The organism is Hahella sp. NS-SX17 (assembly GCF_057367735.1).
Map to the genome: position 1 here is coordinate 3,997,347 of NZ_CM170632.1, position 17,860 is coordinate 4,015,206.

The window sequence follows — 17,860 nt, forward strand, 5'->3', positions numbered from 1 at the left end:
TCAGCGCCCAGAATCGAACTCAGTTCCTAAAACCGAATAAAGTACATATTAGGTTCACCCCACTGTCACCCATCGCAGCTATTCTTTTTTGGCTGGTATATACCAGATAAACCCAAAAACTAGGAGAGATTATGCTTAACTGGAAGAGTTGCGCGGCCGGCGTTGGCCTGTTGGCGATGACGTCTTTGGCTGTGGCGGATAATAAAGTTCTCTTGATCGGGATTGACGGTCTGCAACTGGAGCAGGTTCAACGCTTGAACACGCCCAACTTTGACCGGCTCAACATCACTAAGGCCTACACCGGCGGTATTGAAGGTTCGGCTTCGGAACAGTCGACTATCAGCGGGCCGGGTTGGACGACGATTCTGACCGGAGTGTGGCTGTCCAAACACGGGGTGAATTCCAACAGCGCGGGGTTGGCCAACCCTGAGTTCTCCGGCTTGTTCAAGCGGGTCAAAGACGCCAACCCTGACGCCTATGTGGCCAGCATCGCCAACTGGGCGCCCATCAACACTAACTTCTTCGCCAATGAGGTCGCCAATATCGATGAAGTGGTCAGCGGCGTTAATGATGAAGAAGTGGTCAATCGCGCGCTGCAAACCCTCTCCCAGACGCCTGCTGATTTTGTGTTTCTACATCTGGACGATCCTGATCATGCCGGACACGCCAGTTGCTTCGGCAGCGCCTACGATAAAGCCGTTCAGGACTCTGACCGCCGCCTGGGACAGCTTCTGGATAAAGTGGCCAGCCTGCAATATCAGAACGCCGATAACTGGCTGGTGTTAGTAACCACGGACCACGGTCGCACGCCGATTGTGGGTTGCGGCCATGGCAATCAGACCGAGCCGGAAAAGACCATCTTTATCGGGTCCAATCAGCCGATGAACGCGGAGTTCTCGCAACAGGTGACGGACATTCCCAACACGCAGTTTAATTCGCTCTACGGCTATCCGTCGCAAGCCTCTATCGCTCCCACCGTGTTACGTCATCTTGGCGTGACTATTGACGCTTCCTGGCGCCTGGACGGCTTGCCGCTGATTGGCGATCTCGGGGTGCGCAAACTGATGGAGGACGGCTCCACCGCCCAGCGTTTCACCTGGTATACCGATGAGCAGAAACCGGCGAATATCTACCGTAACGGCGAGTTAGTGGATCAGGTTTATTCCATGGATCGCGGCTGGTCTGATCCAGATATGACCGCCGCCGGCGTCACGGACTATGTGGTGGAGATCAACAGTACGCCATTGGCGCTGCGCCTGAATAATTTCCAGATCGACGCCGCATTGAGCAAAGACGCCTTCAAAGCCTACTTTTTCCGCAATGATCAGCAGTATGTGCGTTATGACAAGGTGCTGGACAAGTCAGACGGCGGCTATCCCAAAGCCGTTAATAACCAGACCTGGCCGGGCATGGAAACATATCGGGATTTGATCACCGCCAGCTTTCAGAAAGACGCCGGAACCAGCTACTACTTCCTCAAAAACGGTCAATACATCAATTACGACAACATCGGCGACAAGGTAAGAAGCGGTTACCCCAAGCCCATCAACAACGCCACCTGGCCCGGCCTGGAGCCCTACAAAGACCAGATAGAAGCCGCCCTGCGCTGGCACAACCAGAAAGTGTACTTCTTCCTGAGCAACGGCGATTACATTCGTTACGACATCAACAGCGACGCCGTGGACAGCGGCTACCCTAAACCGATCAACGACAACACCTGGCCGGGACTGGGCAGCTACGCCAAAGAAATCACCGCCGCAGTAAAGTGGAGCGACAGCCGCGGCTACATCTTCCTGACCGGCCAACGCTACCTGCGCTACAACATCAGCCAGGACAAAGTGGACGACGGCTATCCCAAGCCAGTGAATAGCTCCACCTGGCCTGGGTTGCTGAATCCGTAATTAGGGGTTGTTTCGTCGGGGCATGCAGGAAGAGCAGTACCTGCCGCCCCCGATGATTATCTATTTAGAAGCTATCCATTCAGAAGCCATCTATTCAGAAACTATCCACCCTGGCGCTGCATTTGTTACAGAGCGACCTTGTTTAGGTCAATACAGACGGAGCGTCAGCGAGGTTCAGCCCATGCGCTTTTCGCACGGGCAATTGCCCTTGGCTTTGTTATATATATTCGTATTTTCTGCCTATAAATGATTCAGTATCTGACCAAGCCATGTATTCTTGATTTAGATGTGAAAATTCTCGAAAGAGCTTGCCGAGCCTATTTATAGCTGCTGGTTCTGCTTCGATACAGAATTCGACTATTTCTCGGTATGGTAAATCTCTGTTGTTGCTAAATCGAATTTGAAGCGCCGAGCTACCACGTGAATCAGTAGTAAAAGCTCTAAGCCTGAAATAGTACGCAAAATTATCTTCGGGTTTCTCAGAGCCAATTTCATATAAGAAAACGTCACTGCTGTGCCGGGGAAAATTTTCTAACCCGCCAGCAATTTCTTTTAATGAATCCGCTTTGTCATAATATTCGAAGCACGTTGAAACACTACTATTGGATGCGTTCCAAACAAGCTGCACATGGTAAGGTTCTTCATACGGGATTCGTTCAATTCTTATGTAATTGCTCATAACTCTCAAGGTGTATAACGCCGAGCACAGTGGTCACTTACTGCTGACTGTTAGAGGCGAACTAGCCAACCAACTCAGCTCCAGGATTACTTCTTACAATTTCTTCGCCATGCCGAGGTATATCATGCCCCGCCAGCCATTGGTAATGTTCAATACCGAGAAGGTCAGCAAATTTATAAGCAGGCGCCTCGCTAAAAATATCGTCCAATGTGTCCAGAGAAAATAGCTGAATCAGCTTTTCACGATCGCCCTGATCAATTAGCAAGTCGACAAAGCGTTGAACATCTAATTTATCTTTTTCAAGATACATTTCCGGGTCCCATGCACACACATATGCACTTATCAAAACGCCATTAGAAAACAAATTCACAACCCAGGCGTGATCCTCTGCAAACATATAGTGCAGAACCATACCACTATAGTTAGCAGCGACATTAACTTTTTGTGAATTTAAATCGCCCTCCGGCAGTATTGTTACCCAGTTATTGGATTCATCAAACACTACCCCACGGACACCAAGCCTTTTTAATAAATCTTTTCCTTCTTCTTTGTTCTTAGTACGCAGGTGGTAACTTTCGCTAAACTCACTCATTTATGTCTCCATATTCGGGCTTCTAAAGTTAGTGTAACGTGCTGATTTGGAGGCGCTACAGCGACGGAAAACCGGCCTCGCTGATGCATAGGTTAGGATTCGTCATCAAATAAATCCGGCTTATCCAAAACTCTAAAGCTCTGTGGATTCAGCAAAAAAACACCTTTCACCACACGAACAGCACGCCTTGTTATGTATTTTTTTTGCAATATTCTGTAAATGAGCTGTATTTATTAACGGCGCCGTTGGAGCTGCAAGTCAAATACAGCCCTTTATTGTTGATTAACTGGTTTATGAGCATATCACTATATTGCAATGGCGCAGCCAATTTAAGGGTGGCTATACAATCATTTTTTGACTCAAAAGTAAAAGTGCACTCTCCATCGTCATGGGAGCTAAACTTGCATAAATTAGATAACGACGCCTCAAAATCTATGATTCCAAGCTCGCCCTCTGTTTCTAAGAAAGCTATAACTTCACCAACACTACTTAGTGATGGTAATTCTGCCTCCGTTGCCCAGCCATAATCTTTATATAAAGTTGCACCAAAATTCGTAATGACGATCTCTTGGCTCTTTTCGAGCAGCGACAAACCATCTAGTACTGAACACTCACCCAGGTAAATTTCGTAAACATTATTTCCCTCATTATAGAGGTAAACGCTTGGATTCATGATTAATGCATAACCTCTGGTGAAGTTGGCGGCGTTTTTTGCGCAAGCGAAAAAGGGGGGTAGATTGTCCAAGTCCGCGCGCTTTGAATTGTTAGCCCTATGCCTTGATATACCGGTAATTAAAGGCAGATGCATTTTCATCTTCTAGCTTTATCTCACCGGCTGCTCTCAACTTTTGCAAAGCGAGCTTAACTTTTTGCATGTCATCTTCACCGCTAAGCTGCCTTACAAGCCTATTTGATATGGATGAGCTGGGATTATCAGCAAAATACTGTAGAATGACATCCTCTACTGACGCAAGCTTCTGATGTTTAATGGTCACAATGAAAGCATTCTCTTTTTCTTCAAATACTGGGTCAACGAGCCCAGCTTTTTTAAGCTCATTTTTAGCGGTATCTAACCCCTCTCCAATGTCATGGTTAACCGGATCTGGGAGGTTGTGTAGCATACGCACAACATTGGGGTTTCTTGAAAATCGCTCATCGTAAAGATTATCTAGCGTCATATAGCCCGGAAGTTTTCCTGGGCTCTGTACTTCAATACGGTTATCAAAAACTCTTACATGAATATCATCATTCAGGCTATAGTCTCGATGGATAACAGCATTTACGAGAATTTCCTTTAATGCCTCTGACGGATAATTTAGCTTTACAAGTTTTCCCGCGTCCTGAAAGGAGGCGCCATCAATATAAGTAAGTACTTAAACGAAATTAATCTTATATTCCTGTCCAAACTTTGACAGGATGTCGTTCACTGACTCTTTCAGCCTGTCGAAAGTCTCATACGAATCCAAAGGCAGCCAGCTGTACTTCACCTTTCGCCACAAGATCTCTATCAGGTTTAGCTCCGGTGAATATTTCGGCAAATAGATTGGCCATATGCCTTTGTCCATCCAGTCCCACCTGTGCCGACGAAACTCTGCAGATCGGTGCACGGAGGCGTTGTCCAGGAGCACCACAGCATTCTTTAGTGGATCTTTACTCTCCGCCAGTTTATTAAAAAGCGCCACCACTTGTGCGGAATCCACCCGCTCCTCGGTTGTATGGAATATCAGCTTCTGGCGGCGGCTCATAAACCCCAGAACGTTCAGTCTCTTATTGTGTGGATAGGATTTCATTTGCGTCGGCTTCCCCACAGGGCTCCAGCCATAAGGTAAGTTGGAACGCTGACTGAAGCCTGATTCATCAAAGTAGTAAAGCTCGATTTCGCCCGCATCCTCCCAGGATTGAAGATCTTTCACAAAGCCCTGAAACTGGCGGAAGGCGTCTTCATCCCGAAGCGCGCGCAGCGAAAAGCGGAATCGCTTGAAGCTATACTTTGATTTTTTTTAAGTTCCGTTTAACGGTCTCCAGACTAGCGCTTTTTCCAGTTTCTTTCTCCAGACGTATCTGGACGTCTCGTAGTTGTTGGGGCTGCTCGTCAATCCACTTACAAACCCTTTCTTGTTCCTGCTCCGTGTAAATGGGCGGCCTTCCCGGGGAGGCGTCGCTAATGAGGCCACATATTCCCATGCTTTCCCACTGCTCAATCCAGATCGAAATGGTGTTGCGGTGGAAGTCGATAATGTCGGCAACTTTATCGATTTTATACCCCTTATTGCTGAGCAATATGGCGTGACAGCGAATACGGAAGCGGGAGCTCGGGCTGTAACGGAATCCATCAGTTAGTGTTTTGATTTCGGCAGGCTTAAGATGATTGACGTACTTCACGGTGCAAAATATGATCAGTTCGGGTGGTCGTAAGTCGCCTATTTTATTAGGAAATTTTTATTTGGCTACTTAGAAACTTGCTTAATAGTTCTCTCTATTACGCTTTCTATATCACCATTTATCGTTACTGGCATTTCTTCAAGCTGTTCTCGTTTATACTCAGTCTCAGTTGTCCTCAATCTATAAACTTTTACAGCACACCGTGTTTCCAAGGTGGCCTGAGGTTCATCATCAAATAGAAGTACAGAGCCAACATTTGGCATTCTTTCACCATTTTTTTTTGTTAACAATCGCTGCTTTCTTAGAAATGTTTCTGCCTCTAAATGTGTGCCGACTCTCTCCATATATGAAGAGAGCAGATCGCCCTCTGAGATATCCTCTATGTCGACGTTATCTAGAGCCCTTCTTTCATATGGTTCTGCACCTTTTGAATAGCCTAGTTGAGTAATCCGTTCTCCTTTGATTTTCTTTTTGGAAGCGTTAATTCTAATGTAACAGTCTCCAGAAGCTGTGTAGTGAACTTTTGGACTTTTGGGGATGCCAAAATGTAAAATCAGGCCCTTTCCTTCAGCTTCCAAGAACTCAATAAGGACATTTTCAACAGCAGGATTAGTTTCTTCCAAAAGTGTTGATATCAACCCGTTGGCTTCTTCCTGCTCTCCGAAACCTACGACTCGCTCACCCGTCTCAGATTTATCCTCTATCCCTATGTATAAATCCCCTCCATCTGAGTTAGCAAAAGCAACGAATGTCTCTTGCAATTTTCCTGGGATAATCCTTTTGCTTTTTAAGTCATTGAAGTGGTCTTCATTTAAGGCAAGAAGTGAATCAAGTTCGTCCTGGTCAATTTTTCTTACTTCCATATGATCCTCTATTACAAATTACGGAATTCGTTCAGTGAGTTGGGGCTAACATTTGCATAACGTGCATCCGCGTTTTTCCAATTCTGATTCCTGAAGATACATCCTCCAGCCCTATGATGCCATTGGAAAATCACTGCAATTGACTCCTTTCGTTCGCTGGGAAAACGAGCATGCACATATATCTTGCCCACCTGGCCCCGTTATTTAAATGGGCCTGCATCTAGCTTATTTAATTCCTTAACTTTTCTAATGGAACAAGATGACAATCTGTGCAAGTAGTACCAACAAAACGAGCACGTTTCTTGGCAACTCGTCGATATGCTGTACATGGTCAGCCTTTGTTTCACATGGAGAGTGGTGATTTGGCGAGCCCATTTCTAGAGTCTGTACGTAGAGAGATTTGTCTTCGTGGATGCAGCATCAGAACCGAAAAGGCCTACTTAACCTGGATAAAGTGGCTCTGAATGCGCTTGTCTTTCTGTACCATAAAATGCCGAATCAGCCATTGGGTGAGCCGCCGCACTTTCCGACATTCTTTCGCCACACATTTGCTGGCGTCAGGCACTGACACAAGGACGATTCAGGAGTTATTTGGTCACAATGATGTCAGTTCCACACAGAACTACACACATGTACTAGGTCGGCACTATGCTGGAACGAAAAGCCCGTTGGACAGATTTCAGTAAAGTGACAGCACCCAAGCGCGTTCTCATCTGCCGGGTCAGATGTCCAATGGCAAGCGTCTGGAAGTCATGAGCAATAAGGCGGCTTTGCTACGGCGCGTTCTGTTCAGCGTCTGATGTTTCGGTGACGTTCTCCGGTAATAGGTCAACGGCCGTTGCACTGGCCTCTTCGCCAGCTTCCTTCCGTGCCTCTTCCTCACGCACTTTTTCGAGGTGGCGCTGTAGCATGGCGTGAAGGTCTTCTAACGCCTTGGCCTTGTTCGTCCACCAGTCGGTTGACCAGACTCTGAACAGCGTCCACCCTAGCCCTTCAAGCACCGCCTGGCGGATTTTGTCTCTCTCACGGGCGTATGGGGAGCTATGGTACATCGCTCCGTCGCATTCGACGCCCGCCAGATACAGGCCCGGCGCATCAGGATGCACGATGCCTAAATCGATGCGGTAGGCGGAAACGCCAATCTGGGGATGAATGATCCAGCCTTTTTCCTGCAAGGCTCTTGCTACCGCAATTTCAAAGGGTGATTCGAAATCGCCGATTGAACCGTGAACCGCAGCGCCCAAAGCGGAAGCGCCCCGCTCTGCGTACTCAAGAAAATGCTTGAGATCAGCCACCGCCCTGGCCTGCGTTCTCGAAAGATCAATACGCTCCGGCGTCATCGTCGAAAAGACGATCATTTCAGAGCGCGCCCGGGTCATCGCCACGTTCAAACGTCGCTCTCCGCCATTGCGATTCAGCGGCCCGAAGTTCATCGTCACATGGTCGCTTTCATCCGGGCCATAGGTAATGCTGAACAGTATGACGTCCCTCTCATCTCCCTGAACCGTCTCCAAGTTCTTCACGAATACGGGCTCCAAGGTCGACTCTTCGGAAAACGCCCATTCAATAGACGGATCATCGGAGCGGGCCTTATCCAGCAGGTCCTCAATCAGTGTCTGCTGTTCTGTGTTGAACGTGACCACGCCAATGGATTGAGCGCGCACTTTCGCATCAGAAGAGGTGACTCTGCGTACAATCTCCGCCACGATCGCCTTCGCTTCGCCTTGATTGTGGCGGGCTTTGCCTCGGGCGTAGAAGCCTTCCGGGCGAACCAATGAAACGCCTTTGTCTGGATGCACCGGCGCTGGGAAGGTGATCAAGGAGCTGTCGTAGTAGCGACTGTTGGAGAAGGCGATCAAGCTCTCCCGACGCGAGCGATAATGCAGGTTCAGCACCCGTTGAGGGATACTGGCGCCGATCAGCTCATCAAGGATACTTTCAAGATCGCCTTCAGCGTCGATATCTCCATCAGGATCATCGTCGGAGCGGGCGAAAAAGTTAGTGGGCGGCATCTGTTTCGGGTCGCCCGCGACAATGACTTGCTTGCCCCGCGCCAGAGAGCCTACCGCATCCCAAACCGTAATCTGCGATGCTTCGTCAAAAATAACCACATCAAACAGCGCTTGCTCCGCCGACAGAAACTGAGCGATGGATAGCGGCGACATCATCAGACAAGGCGCCAGAGAGGTCACTACATCGGGAATTTCCTCCATCATCTCCCGAACCGGCTTATGCCGTGTTTTCTTCTGCAGCTCATGACGTAAAACGCCCCAGGATGAACTGCGTTTGATGTCGTCCGGGTCTGGAATATCACCCGCCAGTTTCGCCGCAATATACTGCGCCGTGAGTTCACTGAATTGGGTGTCCAGATCTCTGAAGTGGAGAATGGCCGACTCATGTTCCGGCGACGAGAAAGTTCTGAGGATTTCATCCTCGCCAATCACCGCTGAAGACCACCAGGCGCAATAGGCGGCTTCGAAAATATCGATAACGTCCTCAGGGTTTACATCGCCTTTTTCAACCGCTTCCACCAACGGCCCCATCTGATGATCCAGGGCATCGGAGCGTCTGCGCACCCAGCCGCACCAGTCTTTCATGGAGTGATGATGTTCAATTATTCCCTGACAAAGCGCGTCCATCGCCTCTAACGCCGGCGTATTGCTCGGTAGATACCCATTCAGCGTATTGCCAATCAAGCCCTCAAATGGCTGGCTGATCGCCTTGAGTCGCTCCAGTGACGCCAGCAAATCCGTAATGCCTCTTCCAATGATCGCCTCCGGGGCCAGAAGGTCGTTGGCGTCGTACAGCAGCCCCCTGATTTTTGATCGCAGGAAGATCAACCCATCCGCGTCGTCGGCGAGCTTGCTCACCGCGATGCGAGCGCGAGACCCCAGCAGTTTGAGAGACGCGATCACATCGGGCTCTGAGTCGTATACGTTCCAGTCGCGCAACCCTTTCAGCATTCCATCCAGACGGTCAATGTGGTCGCCTGTGGTTCGCAACTGCTTCAGAACCGGGATATCGTTGTTGGGGTCTGGATCACCCAGCGCGCCATGCTGACGCATCTGTTTCAGTACTTTTCGTTTGGCGAAAAAGCTTTTGGGCCACCATGTCTGATTAGCGTCCCGCCACTGGACGTCGAGACTGTCAGCATCAAGCTTCTTCCACGCCAGAGCCTCATACTTACAACTCAACCTGGATTGCGCGTCGATATAGATTTTTAGCTGTCCAACCGCCTCTTCCAGCGCCTCCAGACGGTCAGGGCCGTCCGGCTCCAGGGCGAACGACGCCTGTGTCCTGTAGGAATCCAGCAATACCTGCCCCAGTTCAGCCACCGCACCGAGCTTAGACAAGTCGGCGCCGCCAAAGCTAACTCCCAGAGCGCCCTCAAATACAGTCAGGTCTTTCGCTGCCTGTTTGGCGCCGACCTGTAATTGTCTGGCGGCGTTGACCACCTCTTCCTGCCATTGGGGACGCCAATCGAAATGAGCAATAACTTGCAATGGGTGATCAACCATTTCGCCCACGGCTTTTGCCTGAATGCCCAGCAACTCCGCGGCTTCCCGCAGCTTTTGCAACTGCGAGTCATCATGATAGTCCGCATTAGGCCAGTTTAGCTTCGCCTTCGCTGCAAGCTCGCTATCACGGACTTTAACGCCGATGGCGTAGTGAGCCGTCAAGCCATTTCGGCGGCGTTTGTGGAGGGCGTTGACGACTTGGTTTAGTCGATCACGCAGCGCCTTTAGTCGCTCCGCCTCCGCTTGCCACTCATTGACCTTCGACTGAGAAAAACTCTCCCAGGAGGTGCGCAGCTGATTCAGGACGTCGGCTTTTTTTGCCTTGTTAGAATGCAACTCCAAACAGAAATGGCCCAGGCCGATGTCTTTCAGTCGCCGGTGAACCACTTCCAGCGCCGCAGTTTTTTCTGACACAAACAGCACTTTCTTGCCTTTGCCCATCATGTGGGCGATAAGGTTGCCGATGGTCTGGCTTTTCCCCGTTCCCGGCGGCCCGATGATGACAAAATTTTTGCCCCTATCCGCCGTGGCGATAGCGGACATCTGAGACGAGTCCGCCGGCAAAGGCGTCAGCAAATCCGCCGGCGTGTACTCTTTATCAATATCCCCAGGGTCAACAAAGCGGATATCGCTCTCGTAAGGCTCTCTTGGCGTTTCCAGAAGATGCTTCACCACCGCGCTTTGTTTCAGGGACTCGGAGCGATCCACCAGATCTTTCCACATCAAGTACTTGGCGAAAGAAAAATGGCCAAGGACGACCTCCTCCACTACTTCGAATCCCGGCACGTCCTTGATTGCCTGCCTGATTTTGTTCCAGACGCCTTCCACGTCAATGCCGCTATGATCCTGCGGCAACGGCCCATGCAGGCCGCTAATTTCAATACCGAAGTCTTTCTTCAGCATTTCCAGCAAGGTCGTATTGAATCTGGGATCGTCTTCGCTGGCGGTCATCTTAACGCCACTGCGGACGGATTTTCGCTCCAGAGAAACGGGCAACAAGATCAACGGCGCGCGGTAGCGACGGTCGTCTTTGTCCTTCTGTTTCCAGAGTAGAAAGCCAATCGCCAGAAACAGGGTGTTAGAGCCGCCTTCTTTAAGGGAGGTCTGCGCTTTGCGATATATTTCAACCGCGCGCTTATCCAGTTCCTCTTGCGGAATTTCAACCAGCAGCTGCTTTTTCGACAGCGCATCCCGGGCATATTCTTCCTTCAAATCGTCCCCGGTGCGTTGCCGATAGATATCCTGATCTTGTTCCTGAACATGAAACTTGGGGAACGGCGCGATAGAAATTCGCGCCCCTGTCGCCAAAACATCTTCCAATGCGCCGGGATCGCTGCAGACAAAAGCCAGACTGGTTTTGCCGGGCCTGTGATTAAGCAGCGGGTTACGCGCGGATAAATCCAGTAACTTGCGCTGCCAGCGTTCTAAACGACCGCTTGGGCTGCTATCGGAAAGATCTTCCTCGTCGGGAACGGAATAGGAGGGCAACGACGGCGCCTCTTCCAACCCCGGCTCTATGCTCTCGTCCTCACTGACGGATTCATCGAACTGGGATCGCGGCGTCTGCAGACTGACTGGATTTATGCGATGCGCCCGCGCCCGGCGAATATCAATGGCCGCGACGAACTCGCTGTCTTTTTCCAACGACACCGCCTGGCTCCCGGCCTGCACCGCTTTGGAGAAAGGCGCGGCGGGATGCGACGTCACCAGCGTGGTTTCGATTAAAATTAGCTCTTTCAAAGGGATGCGCTGGCGAAAAACCTCTGCTTCATACACCAGGACGCTTGCCAGATCCTCAGGCTGCAACCACAGCCCCACCAACGCATGCCCTTTTGTTAACACCACGATGGGATTAAGCCCGGCCTGCTCCAACGCCGCAGCGAACAGCATCGTTGTGTCCAGACAGGTGGCCACCTTGTTGGCTTCTATCTGATTCGGCAGCCGAATTTTTTGGCCGTTGCGCTCAAAGCTGGCGGGAGGCAGCGCATACCCTATTTGTAGTTTGACAATGGCGGAGTAAATCGCGGAGGCGATCAGCCATACCCGCTCGCGGCTTTTAGCGTGATAGCCGTCAATGGCGTCCGGTTTACCCGCTTCCCTTAACACTTTACCGGCCTGTCCCAACAAACGATCTACAGCGGGATCATTAGGCGTACAAAAAGCGGCTAAAAGCTCCGGCATAAAGCCTGCGCCGCCCCATTCATTGCAGGCCAGCAACTCAACGTTAACCGCCTGCTCGGCAAGCAGCTCATCCCCGCAATTGACGCGAATCGTCACGCTCCCGCGCATGGATTCGGTCAAACCAAACAGGAAACCGCCGTCCAACTCCAGGTCACGATCCTTGATCACAACTTGTCCGTCCGCCGCTAGACTGTCTATCGTCCATGTTTTCTTTTTAAGAAACGCCGGCGCGGCGTCCAGTGTGACCACCAGATGGTGGAGATCATCAGCGCCCGAATTCTCGATTTTCAACTCGCGCAACAGGGCGTAAGCGCTCTGATGGCAAGCAAAATTGATCTTTTCGACTAAGGTTGCGTGGATCTTGAGCGGTGACGCGTCCTGACCAGACATGGGTTTGTCCCTCATATCGACAATACATCTATAAAACGGCGGCGATCAGCCCCTGGCCGCGGTATAAATGAGTAACATTTTCTCAGGCCAGGGATTGTTGAATACAGTATAGGGATTTGAGTTGTTCACGCAGAACTTTATTACCGGCTTGCCTGTCCTGAGTCATGGCCGCGGCGTAAGCCGGGCTCGAAAACAGCCTTCTATGATTATTAATCAGGCGAATTCTCACAACCTCATAATGAAAAACTCCCCAACCTCCCCCGCTGCAGCCAATTCTCCGGCGCATACTGACAAGCCCCGTCGACTACATGAAATGTCAGGGCGATGCGGGATTTGTCGGAACGGTTGGAGGCGCTGTAGTGCGGTAGATGGCCATGGAAGACCAACAGACTGCCGGCTTTGACCGGCATAGGCGTTCCACTGTCAGTTGGCCAGGGCTGGTCGCTCAATGGCTGCATGCGCAGGTCGTCCTGCTCGCACAAATAGCGTTCGCGCAAGGGGCCTTGATGACCGCCGGGCTCCAGCCAGAGACAGCCGTTTTGCAAGGTAGCGTCTTCCAGGGCGAACCAGTAAGTGATGACGCTGCTGGGTTCGGTGTAGAAGAACGTGGCGTCCTGATGCCAGGTGACTTCACCGCCGATTCGCGGCTGCTTGAAGATCACCATAGTCTGATACAGCGCAGGTTGTGACAGTCCCAGATCACGGGCCAGATCGCCGAACTCGGGGCGTTGTGCGAAGCGTCTGAAGAGCGGGTCGAAGTCATGTAGCGCATGGCCGATTTTGTTGATGGACTGCGCCCGCGGCTGCAACAACTCACCTTCAGGACTGAAGGCTTCCTCTTCGAAAAAGCAGCGAATCGTTTCCGCGGAACCGAGAAAATACGCGTTATTGATCTGGGCGCGATCAATGGTGGAGAAACGGGCGGCTTGTTCCAGAGCATCTTCTTCGATGATCTCGTATGCGCGTGCGATTAACGCCTCACGCTCCGGCTGCGTCACCAAATCCGGCAACAGTAGATAACCATCCTTTGCATACTGGGCTTTTTGTTGTTCTGACAGCATCTCATAAGTCCTTGTCTGATATCCCAAGCAGCCCACGCCTTTGGTTATCACGCTTAGTGCCGGGATAGGGGGAGATAAATTCAAGCCAGTGTAACGGATGCGTTAAATTCGCGACAACTTTAAATTTATCAGCTGGTTATGCAAGAAACTAAAAGCAGTTGAGAAGGATATGACGGACAGCAGAGGGAGGTGAACCAAGGCGTATTCAATTGAAAAACGCCGGCTAACCACTCACAACCAGGGAGCGAGGAATGCTCCCCGGACAGCAGTCTTGCCGGCGATCGATTTCTTATCCGAGTTTCAGCTGGAATTTACTCATGTCCAGCTTGCCGACGGCTTTTTTCGGCTCACCGCCGTAAATGCCGCCATACATGCCCTGAGCTTCTCTTTTAAAGTCCGACGCGATGCCTTTCAGGTCGTCGCGGCAGGCGAGCCAATGCACATGACAGACAGCGCCATTGGGCCTGATGGAATTCAGGATATCTTTAAGGTGTACGTACCAGTGGGTAACGCGATCTTTAACGGCGCAGTTCAACTGATCACGCAAGTTAGCGCCGATATAATGTGGGGGAATCAGGGGATGCAGTGAGTCGTAGCCGACTTTGGATTTAATGCCGCCAGGGTGCGCCAGACGGTAGTTGCGACAACGCTGAGGACCTCTTTCATGGCTGAAGTCCGGATGCGCGACAGCCTGCCCGGCCCTGACCGCACTCTCCCAACTGCTGTCGAATTTTTTGGTGTGAGGACAGTAAAAGTGGAGCACCACGTTTCTCGGCATATCGAAGTAACCATCTTCTTCCAGCCAGCCGCCATGTCCAATCAAATAGACTTCCATATTGTTTTCCTTTTTCTTGCTGTTGATGTGTTGATAAGAATTATCAATACAGGTAGCGAGCTTTCTAAAGCGCTCCCCGTCACCAACATTACAAATCGTTACGTTTTAGTTGGGAGTAAATTTAATCTCCCGGCAGCGGCGAGCAGGGCCAGATAGGATCGGCCCTGTCGTTTATGGAAAAGTAAAAAGAATCAGGGTGGGTCTATTTTTTGGCTGACCTATTTATTGGCCGGACTGTTAACGGCCTGGAACAGGTTCATATGATCGATCTTCCCTTGAGGATCGGCAGTAAGCCACCCTCCCGCCCAGGGTTGGTAGTATCGATATCCATAGTAATGAAATCAGTACGTTAGACCGAGACTGACTATACGAAAACGGTAACGTTTACCTAAATCCGCTGTCTGCGTACTTCTCCTTACCAGATTTCTCCGCCTCTCACATTTACTTAGCTTGCTAAGCATATTATATTGTTTAGCATGCTAACTAATTTGAGCGCCACGCCATGAACCCTCCCACCAATACCTTCAAAGATCTTTCCCTTGCGGAGCAGCTTGGCCGCGTTTCACGCCTTTGGAAGATGACTGCCGACCGGGAGCTTGCCCCACTGGGTCTGACCTACCCGCGCTGGACCGCGTTATTGAAGCTGCAGCGTCTGGGCGACAACATCAGCCAGAAGCAGTTGGCGGAGGCGCTGGAAATTGAGTTGGCGTCGCTGATGCGCACGTTAAAGCAGCTGGAGGATCAATCTCTTATCCAGCGGCATTGTTGTACTCACGACAAACGGGCGCGCATCGTGAGCCTGACGGATGCCGGCAAATCACTGATCACGCAAATGGAAGCCCACATACTCAAAGTGCGCCGGCGCCTGCTGAATCAAATCAGTGAAGACGATCAGAAAAAGCTCGGCGTCATGTTGGAACAAATCGCCTTGAATGCCCTTGAGTTTCAGAACCCGTAGTCCCTTTTGAAAGAAGTAAGAGTGTATGACCCCCGATCAAAAATTCGCGCAGTGGATAAAGTACTCCTGCATCGCTTTCGTTCTTGTTTTCGCCTACTTTCTTATCGCTGACATCGCCATGCCGCTGACGCCGCAGGCCATGGCGACGCGTATCGTCACCAAGGTGGCGCCGCGCATCAGCGGTCCCATCACAGCGGTTTATGTAGAGAATAATCAGCCAGTGCGCAAAGGCGATATTCTCTTCGACATTGACCCAGAGCCTTTCAAGATCGCTGTCGAGCAGGCGCAGCTGAATCTGGAGCGGGTTAAACAAAACAACGCGCAACTGGATGCCTCCATCGCCGCCGCCAAAGCGGATGTGGAAGCCGCATCGGCGACGTTGAGTCAGAAAAACCGCGAAGCCCTGCGCTTGAAAACCTTGTTCCAACGCAATGTCGTATCTCAGCAGCAGCTGGACAAAGCGGAAAGCGACGCAACCACCGCTCAGGCGAAGTTAACGTCAGTAAAGGCGCACCTGAAGGAACTGGTTGTCAGCCGGGGCGAACTGAGCGACGCCAACCTGACCATTCGCACCGCAGAAACCCAGTTGAAACAGGCGCATTTGAATCTCTCCTACACCCGGATAAAGGCGGAGGAAGATGGCGTTATCACCAACCTGCAACTTGAGGCGGGCGCTTACGCCGTCGCTGGAGCGCCGTTGGTAGCTCTGGTATCAGACGAGCTGGACGTCATCGCTGACTTTCGCGAAAAAAGTCTGCGTAACTTTGATTTGAACAATGAAGCGCTGGTCGCTTTCGACGGCAAACCCGGACAGGTATTCCAGGCCCGCGTCAGCAGTCTCGACGCCGGCGTCAGCGCCGGCCAGTTCGATGCAGACGGTCGTCTGGCGACGCCCACGCAATCCAACCGCTGGGTGCGCGATGCGCAGCGTATGCGTTTGCATCTGCAACTGGACGCTACTGATGCGCAACAACTGCCGTCCGGCGCACGCGCCACGGTGCAGCTGCTGCCGGATGGGGCGATTTTCTCCACCTTCGCCAAGGCGCAGATTCGTTTCCTCAGTTTGTTGCACTACATCTACTAAGCAGGCGCTGTTATGCGATTATGGGATCATCCACTCTCAGAGAATGACTTGCGTCAGAGCCTGCGCATCGCCACCGGCGCGGTGTTGGGGTTCACTATCAGTAAGTTGTTTGGCTGGAACTATGGCGTCTTCTTCACCGTCACGCCGGTATTGCTGCTTGGTCTGGCGCCGGTGATGAACGCGCACCTGGCGCGCCAGCTGGTGGCGTCATCGGCGATCTGCGGCCTGGAAGTCGCTCTGCTGGGAGGCCTGTTCGGCGCGCATCCCGGAATCATGACCCTGATCGCTTTCGGGCTGTTTCTGTATAAATTCGCCTGCATGTCCAAAGGCCCATTGTTTCTGTTCGGCGCCAACAGCGTGCTCAGTTTAAGCATCATGTTGCACTTCGCCAGCTATCCTGGGGTGGACCTGAATGATCTGGTGGTCAGCAACATTCTGGCGGGACTGCTGTCCGTATTGATCGCCTATCTTGCCACCTTTTTAATACCGGACGCCTCCCCTCGCCTGCCTCCTCCACAACCGACTGAGCCAAAGGGATCTCATCGTATGCGCCATGAAGCGCTGATGGGCGCGACGCTGGCGACCCTGTCGTTTCTGGTGTTTCAGATATTCGATCTGAATGACTCCATGTCCGCTCAAGCCACCACCTTACTGCTGCTGTTTCCCATGCACTGGAACGGCGCGCTGGGCTACGCCCGCAAACGCGCCATGGGGACTCTGCTGGGCGTCGCCTTTGGCTTGCTGTGTCAGGTGATTCTGTATGATTGGACTGGCGTATTGCTGCTGGTGATCCCGCTACTGTGGATCGGCGCATTATTCTTCAGCTATCTGCATGTCAAAGAATCCAGCGGCTCCGGGGCGGGGTTCGGTGGACTGACCACACTGGGCATCCTGTTCGGCCAGTATCTCTCCCCCACCAACGACCTGGTTTTCAGCGGGCTCTACCGAATCAGCAGTATTTTCTTCGCCATCGTAGTGACCTTACTCGCCACTTATCTGGTACATCGCGTGCTGAACCAGTTTGCGGCGACGCGGTTTAGTCATTGAGGCGTCAAGTGTTCTGGCCATTCCACTTTCGCAGCAGTGATAACTTCGCGGAAAGGTATATAAGCAATGACATTATCGTCCGAAGACCAACCTCTGTTCAGACTATATCTATCAACAGAAATTACACCCAAACCATCTTCATACAATATTGCAACAACATAAGCGCCGTTTTTTTCCGGCTTTCCACTACGCCAAACCACTTCATTTTCCACTTTTATAAAACCTCTCGGCCTCTTCTGCATGATCGATCATGCGATTTATGTTTCTCGCCTTTGCATGAGAGACAATCCATAAGTTTCTACAAGCAAATAGCCATAACGAAAAAAGGGAGCAACGATTGCTCCCTTTTTCTTAAGCCTGTTCGGCGGA

16 protein-coding genes and 1 pseudogene are annotated in these 17,860 nt (G+C 51.2%); 5 read left to right on the forward strand and 12 right to left on the reverse strand.

Annotated elements, in window-relative coordinates; all coding sequences use genetic code 11:
- The first annotated feature begins 131 nt into the window (after positions 1-131).
- Entirely contained in the window at positions 132-1,901 is a 1,770-nt protein-coding gene (locus AC2IBB_RS17815; protein WP_486328113.1) for a hemopexin repeat-containing protein, read from the forward strand.
- Between the two features lie 217 nt (positions 1,902-2,118).
- On the opposite strand, the gene AC2IBB_RS17820 is transcribed toward AC2IBB_RS17815, so the two are convergent.
- The 7 genes from AC2IBB_RS17820 to AC2IBB_RS17850 all read right to left on the reverse strand — a co-directional run bounded on the left by AC2IBB_RS17820 (position 2,119) and on the right by AC2IBB_RS17850 (position 6,417).
- Positions 2,119-2,580: a hypothetical protein gene (locus AC2IBB_RS17820; RefSeq protein ID WP_486328114.1), complete on the reverse strand. Its 462-nt coding sequence runs from the start codon at positions 2,578-2,580 to the stop codon at positions 2,119-2,121.
- A 61-nt stretch (positions 2,581-2,641) separates the two neighbouring features.
- Positions 2,642-3,172 (reverse strand): hypothetical protein, encoded by a 531-nt coding sequence (locus AC2IBB_RS17825; protein ID WP_486328115.1) that lies wholly within the window; start codon positions 3,170-3,172, stop codon positions 2,642-2,644.
- Positions 3,173-3,362: 190 nt separating this feature from the next.
- Complete coding sequence (locus AC2IBB_RS17830; RefSeq protein ID WP_486328116.1) at positions 3,363-3,980, reverse strand: hypothetical protein; 618 nt, start codon at positions 3,978-3,980, stop codon at positions 3,363-3,365.
- The gene (locus tag AC2IBB_RS17835; RefSeq protein ID WP_486333973.1) at positions 3,943-4,533 is read right to left on the reverse strand and encodes an ATP-binding protein; all 591 of its coding nucleotides are present in this window, start codon (positions 4,531-4,533) and stop codon (positions 3,943-3,945) included. The genes AC2IBB_RS17830 and AC2IBB_RS17835 overlap by 38 nt, the downstream gene beginning before the upstream one ends.
- Before the next feature lie 12 nt (positions 4,534-4,545).
- The gene (locus tag AC2IBB_RS17840; RefSeq protein ID WP_486333974.1) at positions 4,546-5,133 is read right to left on the reverse strand and encodes an IS630 family transposase; all 588 of its coding nucleotides are present in this window, start codon (positions 5,131-5,133) and stop codon (positions 4,546-4,548) included.
- Positions 5,134-5,155: 22 nt separating this feature from the next.
- Positions 5,156-5,554 carry a helix-turn-helix domain-containing protein gene (locus AC2IBB_RS17845; RefSeq protein WP_486328117.1) on the reverse strand — a complete coding sequence of 133 codons (399 nt, stop codon included), beginning with the start codon at positions 5,552-5,554 and terminating at the stop codon, positions 5,156-5,158.
- A 65-nt stretch (positions 5,555-5,619) separates the two neighbouring features.
- Positions 5,620-6,417: an AlbA family DNA-binding domain-containing protein gene (locus AC2IBB_RS17850; protein WP_486328118.1), complete on the reverse strand. Its 798-nt coding sequence runs from the start codon at positions 6,415-6,417 to the stop codon at positions 5,620-5,622.
- A gap of 464 nt (positions 6,418-6,881) precedes the next feature.
- On the opposite strand from AC2IBB_RS17850, the gene AC2IBB_RS17855 reads away from it, so the two are divergent.
- Positions 6,882-7,103: a tyrosine-type recombinase/integrase gene (locus AC2IBB_RS17855; RefSeq protein WP_486328119.1), complete on the forward strand. Its 222-nt coding sequence runs from the start codon at positions 6,882-6,884 to the stop codon at positions 7,101-7,103.
- Positions 7,104-7,190: 87 nt separating this feature from the next.
- On the opposite strand, the gene AC2IBB_RS17860 is transcribed toward AC2IBB_RS17855, so the two are convergent.
- The 4 genes and pseudogenes from AC2IBB_RS17860 to AC2IBB_RS17875 form a co-directional block, all read right to left on the reverse strand.
- A complete protein-coding gene (locus tag AC2IBB_RS17860; RefSeq protein ID WP_486328120.1) occupies positions 7,191-12,506 on the reverse strand; it encodes a DUF4011 domain-containing protein in 5,316 nt (1,771 codons plus the stop codon).
- Positions 12,507-12,739: 233 nt separating this feature from the next.
- A complete protein-coding gene (locus tag AC2IBB_RS17865) occupies positions 12,740-13,567 on the reverse strand; it encodes a phytanoyl-CoA dioxygenase family protein (RefSeq protein WP_486328121.1) in 828 nt (275 codons plus the stop codon).
- A 289-nt stretch (positions 13,568-13,856) separates the two neighbouring features.
- Positions 13,857-14,402 (reverse strand): putative adhesin, encoded by a 546-nt coding sequence (locus AC2IBB_RS17870; RefSeq protein WP_486328122.1) that lies wholly within the window; start codon positions 14,400-14,402, stop codon positions 13,857-13,859.
- 218 nt (positions 14,403-14,620) lie between these two features.
- Positions 14,621-14,686: pseudogene (locus AC2IBB_RS17875) on the reverse strand (hypothetical protein); the annotation flags it as partial.
- Between the two features lie 218 nt (positions 14,687-14,904).
- Here AC2IBB_RS17875 and slyA point away from each other — a divergent pair.
- Genes slyA through AC2IBB_RS17890 form a run of 3 tightly spaced genes read left to right on the forward strand, consistent with a single transcriptional unit; the run spans position 14,905 to position 17,491 of the window.
- On the forward strand, positions 14,905-15,360 hold the full coding sequence (gene slyA / locus AC2IBB_RS17880; protein WP_431685624.1) for a transcriptional regulator SlyA: 456 nt from the start codon (positions 14,905-14,907) through the stop codon (positions 15,358-15,360).
- Between the two features lie 25 nt (positions 15,361-15,385).
- Positions 15,386-16,444: an HlyD family secretion protein gene (locus AC2IBB_RS17885; protein ID WP_486328123.1), complete on the forward strand. Its 1,059-nt coding sequence runs from the start codon at positions 15,386-15,388 to the stop codon at positions 16,442-16,444.
- A gap of 12 nt (positions 16,445-16,456) precedes the next feature.
- The gene (locus tag AC2IBB_RS17890) at positions 16,457-17,491 is read left to right on the forward strand and encodes a DUF2955 domain-containing protein (protein ID WP_486328124.1); all 1,035 of its coding nucleotides are present in this window, start codon (positions 16,457-16,459) and stop codon (positions 17,489-17,491) included.
- On the opposite strand, the gene AC2IBB_RS17895 is transcribed toward AC2IBB_RS17890, so the two are convergent.
- Entirely contained in the window at positions 17,485-17,703 is a 219-nt protein-coding gene (locus tag AC2IBB_RS17895) for a hypothetical protein (protein ID WP_431685627.1), read from the reverse strand. The genes AC2IBB_RS17890 and AC2IBB_RS17895 overlap by 7 nt on opposite strands.
- Between the last annotated feature and the right edge of the window lie 157 nt (positions 17,704-17,860).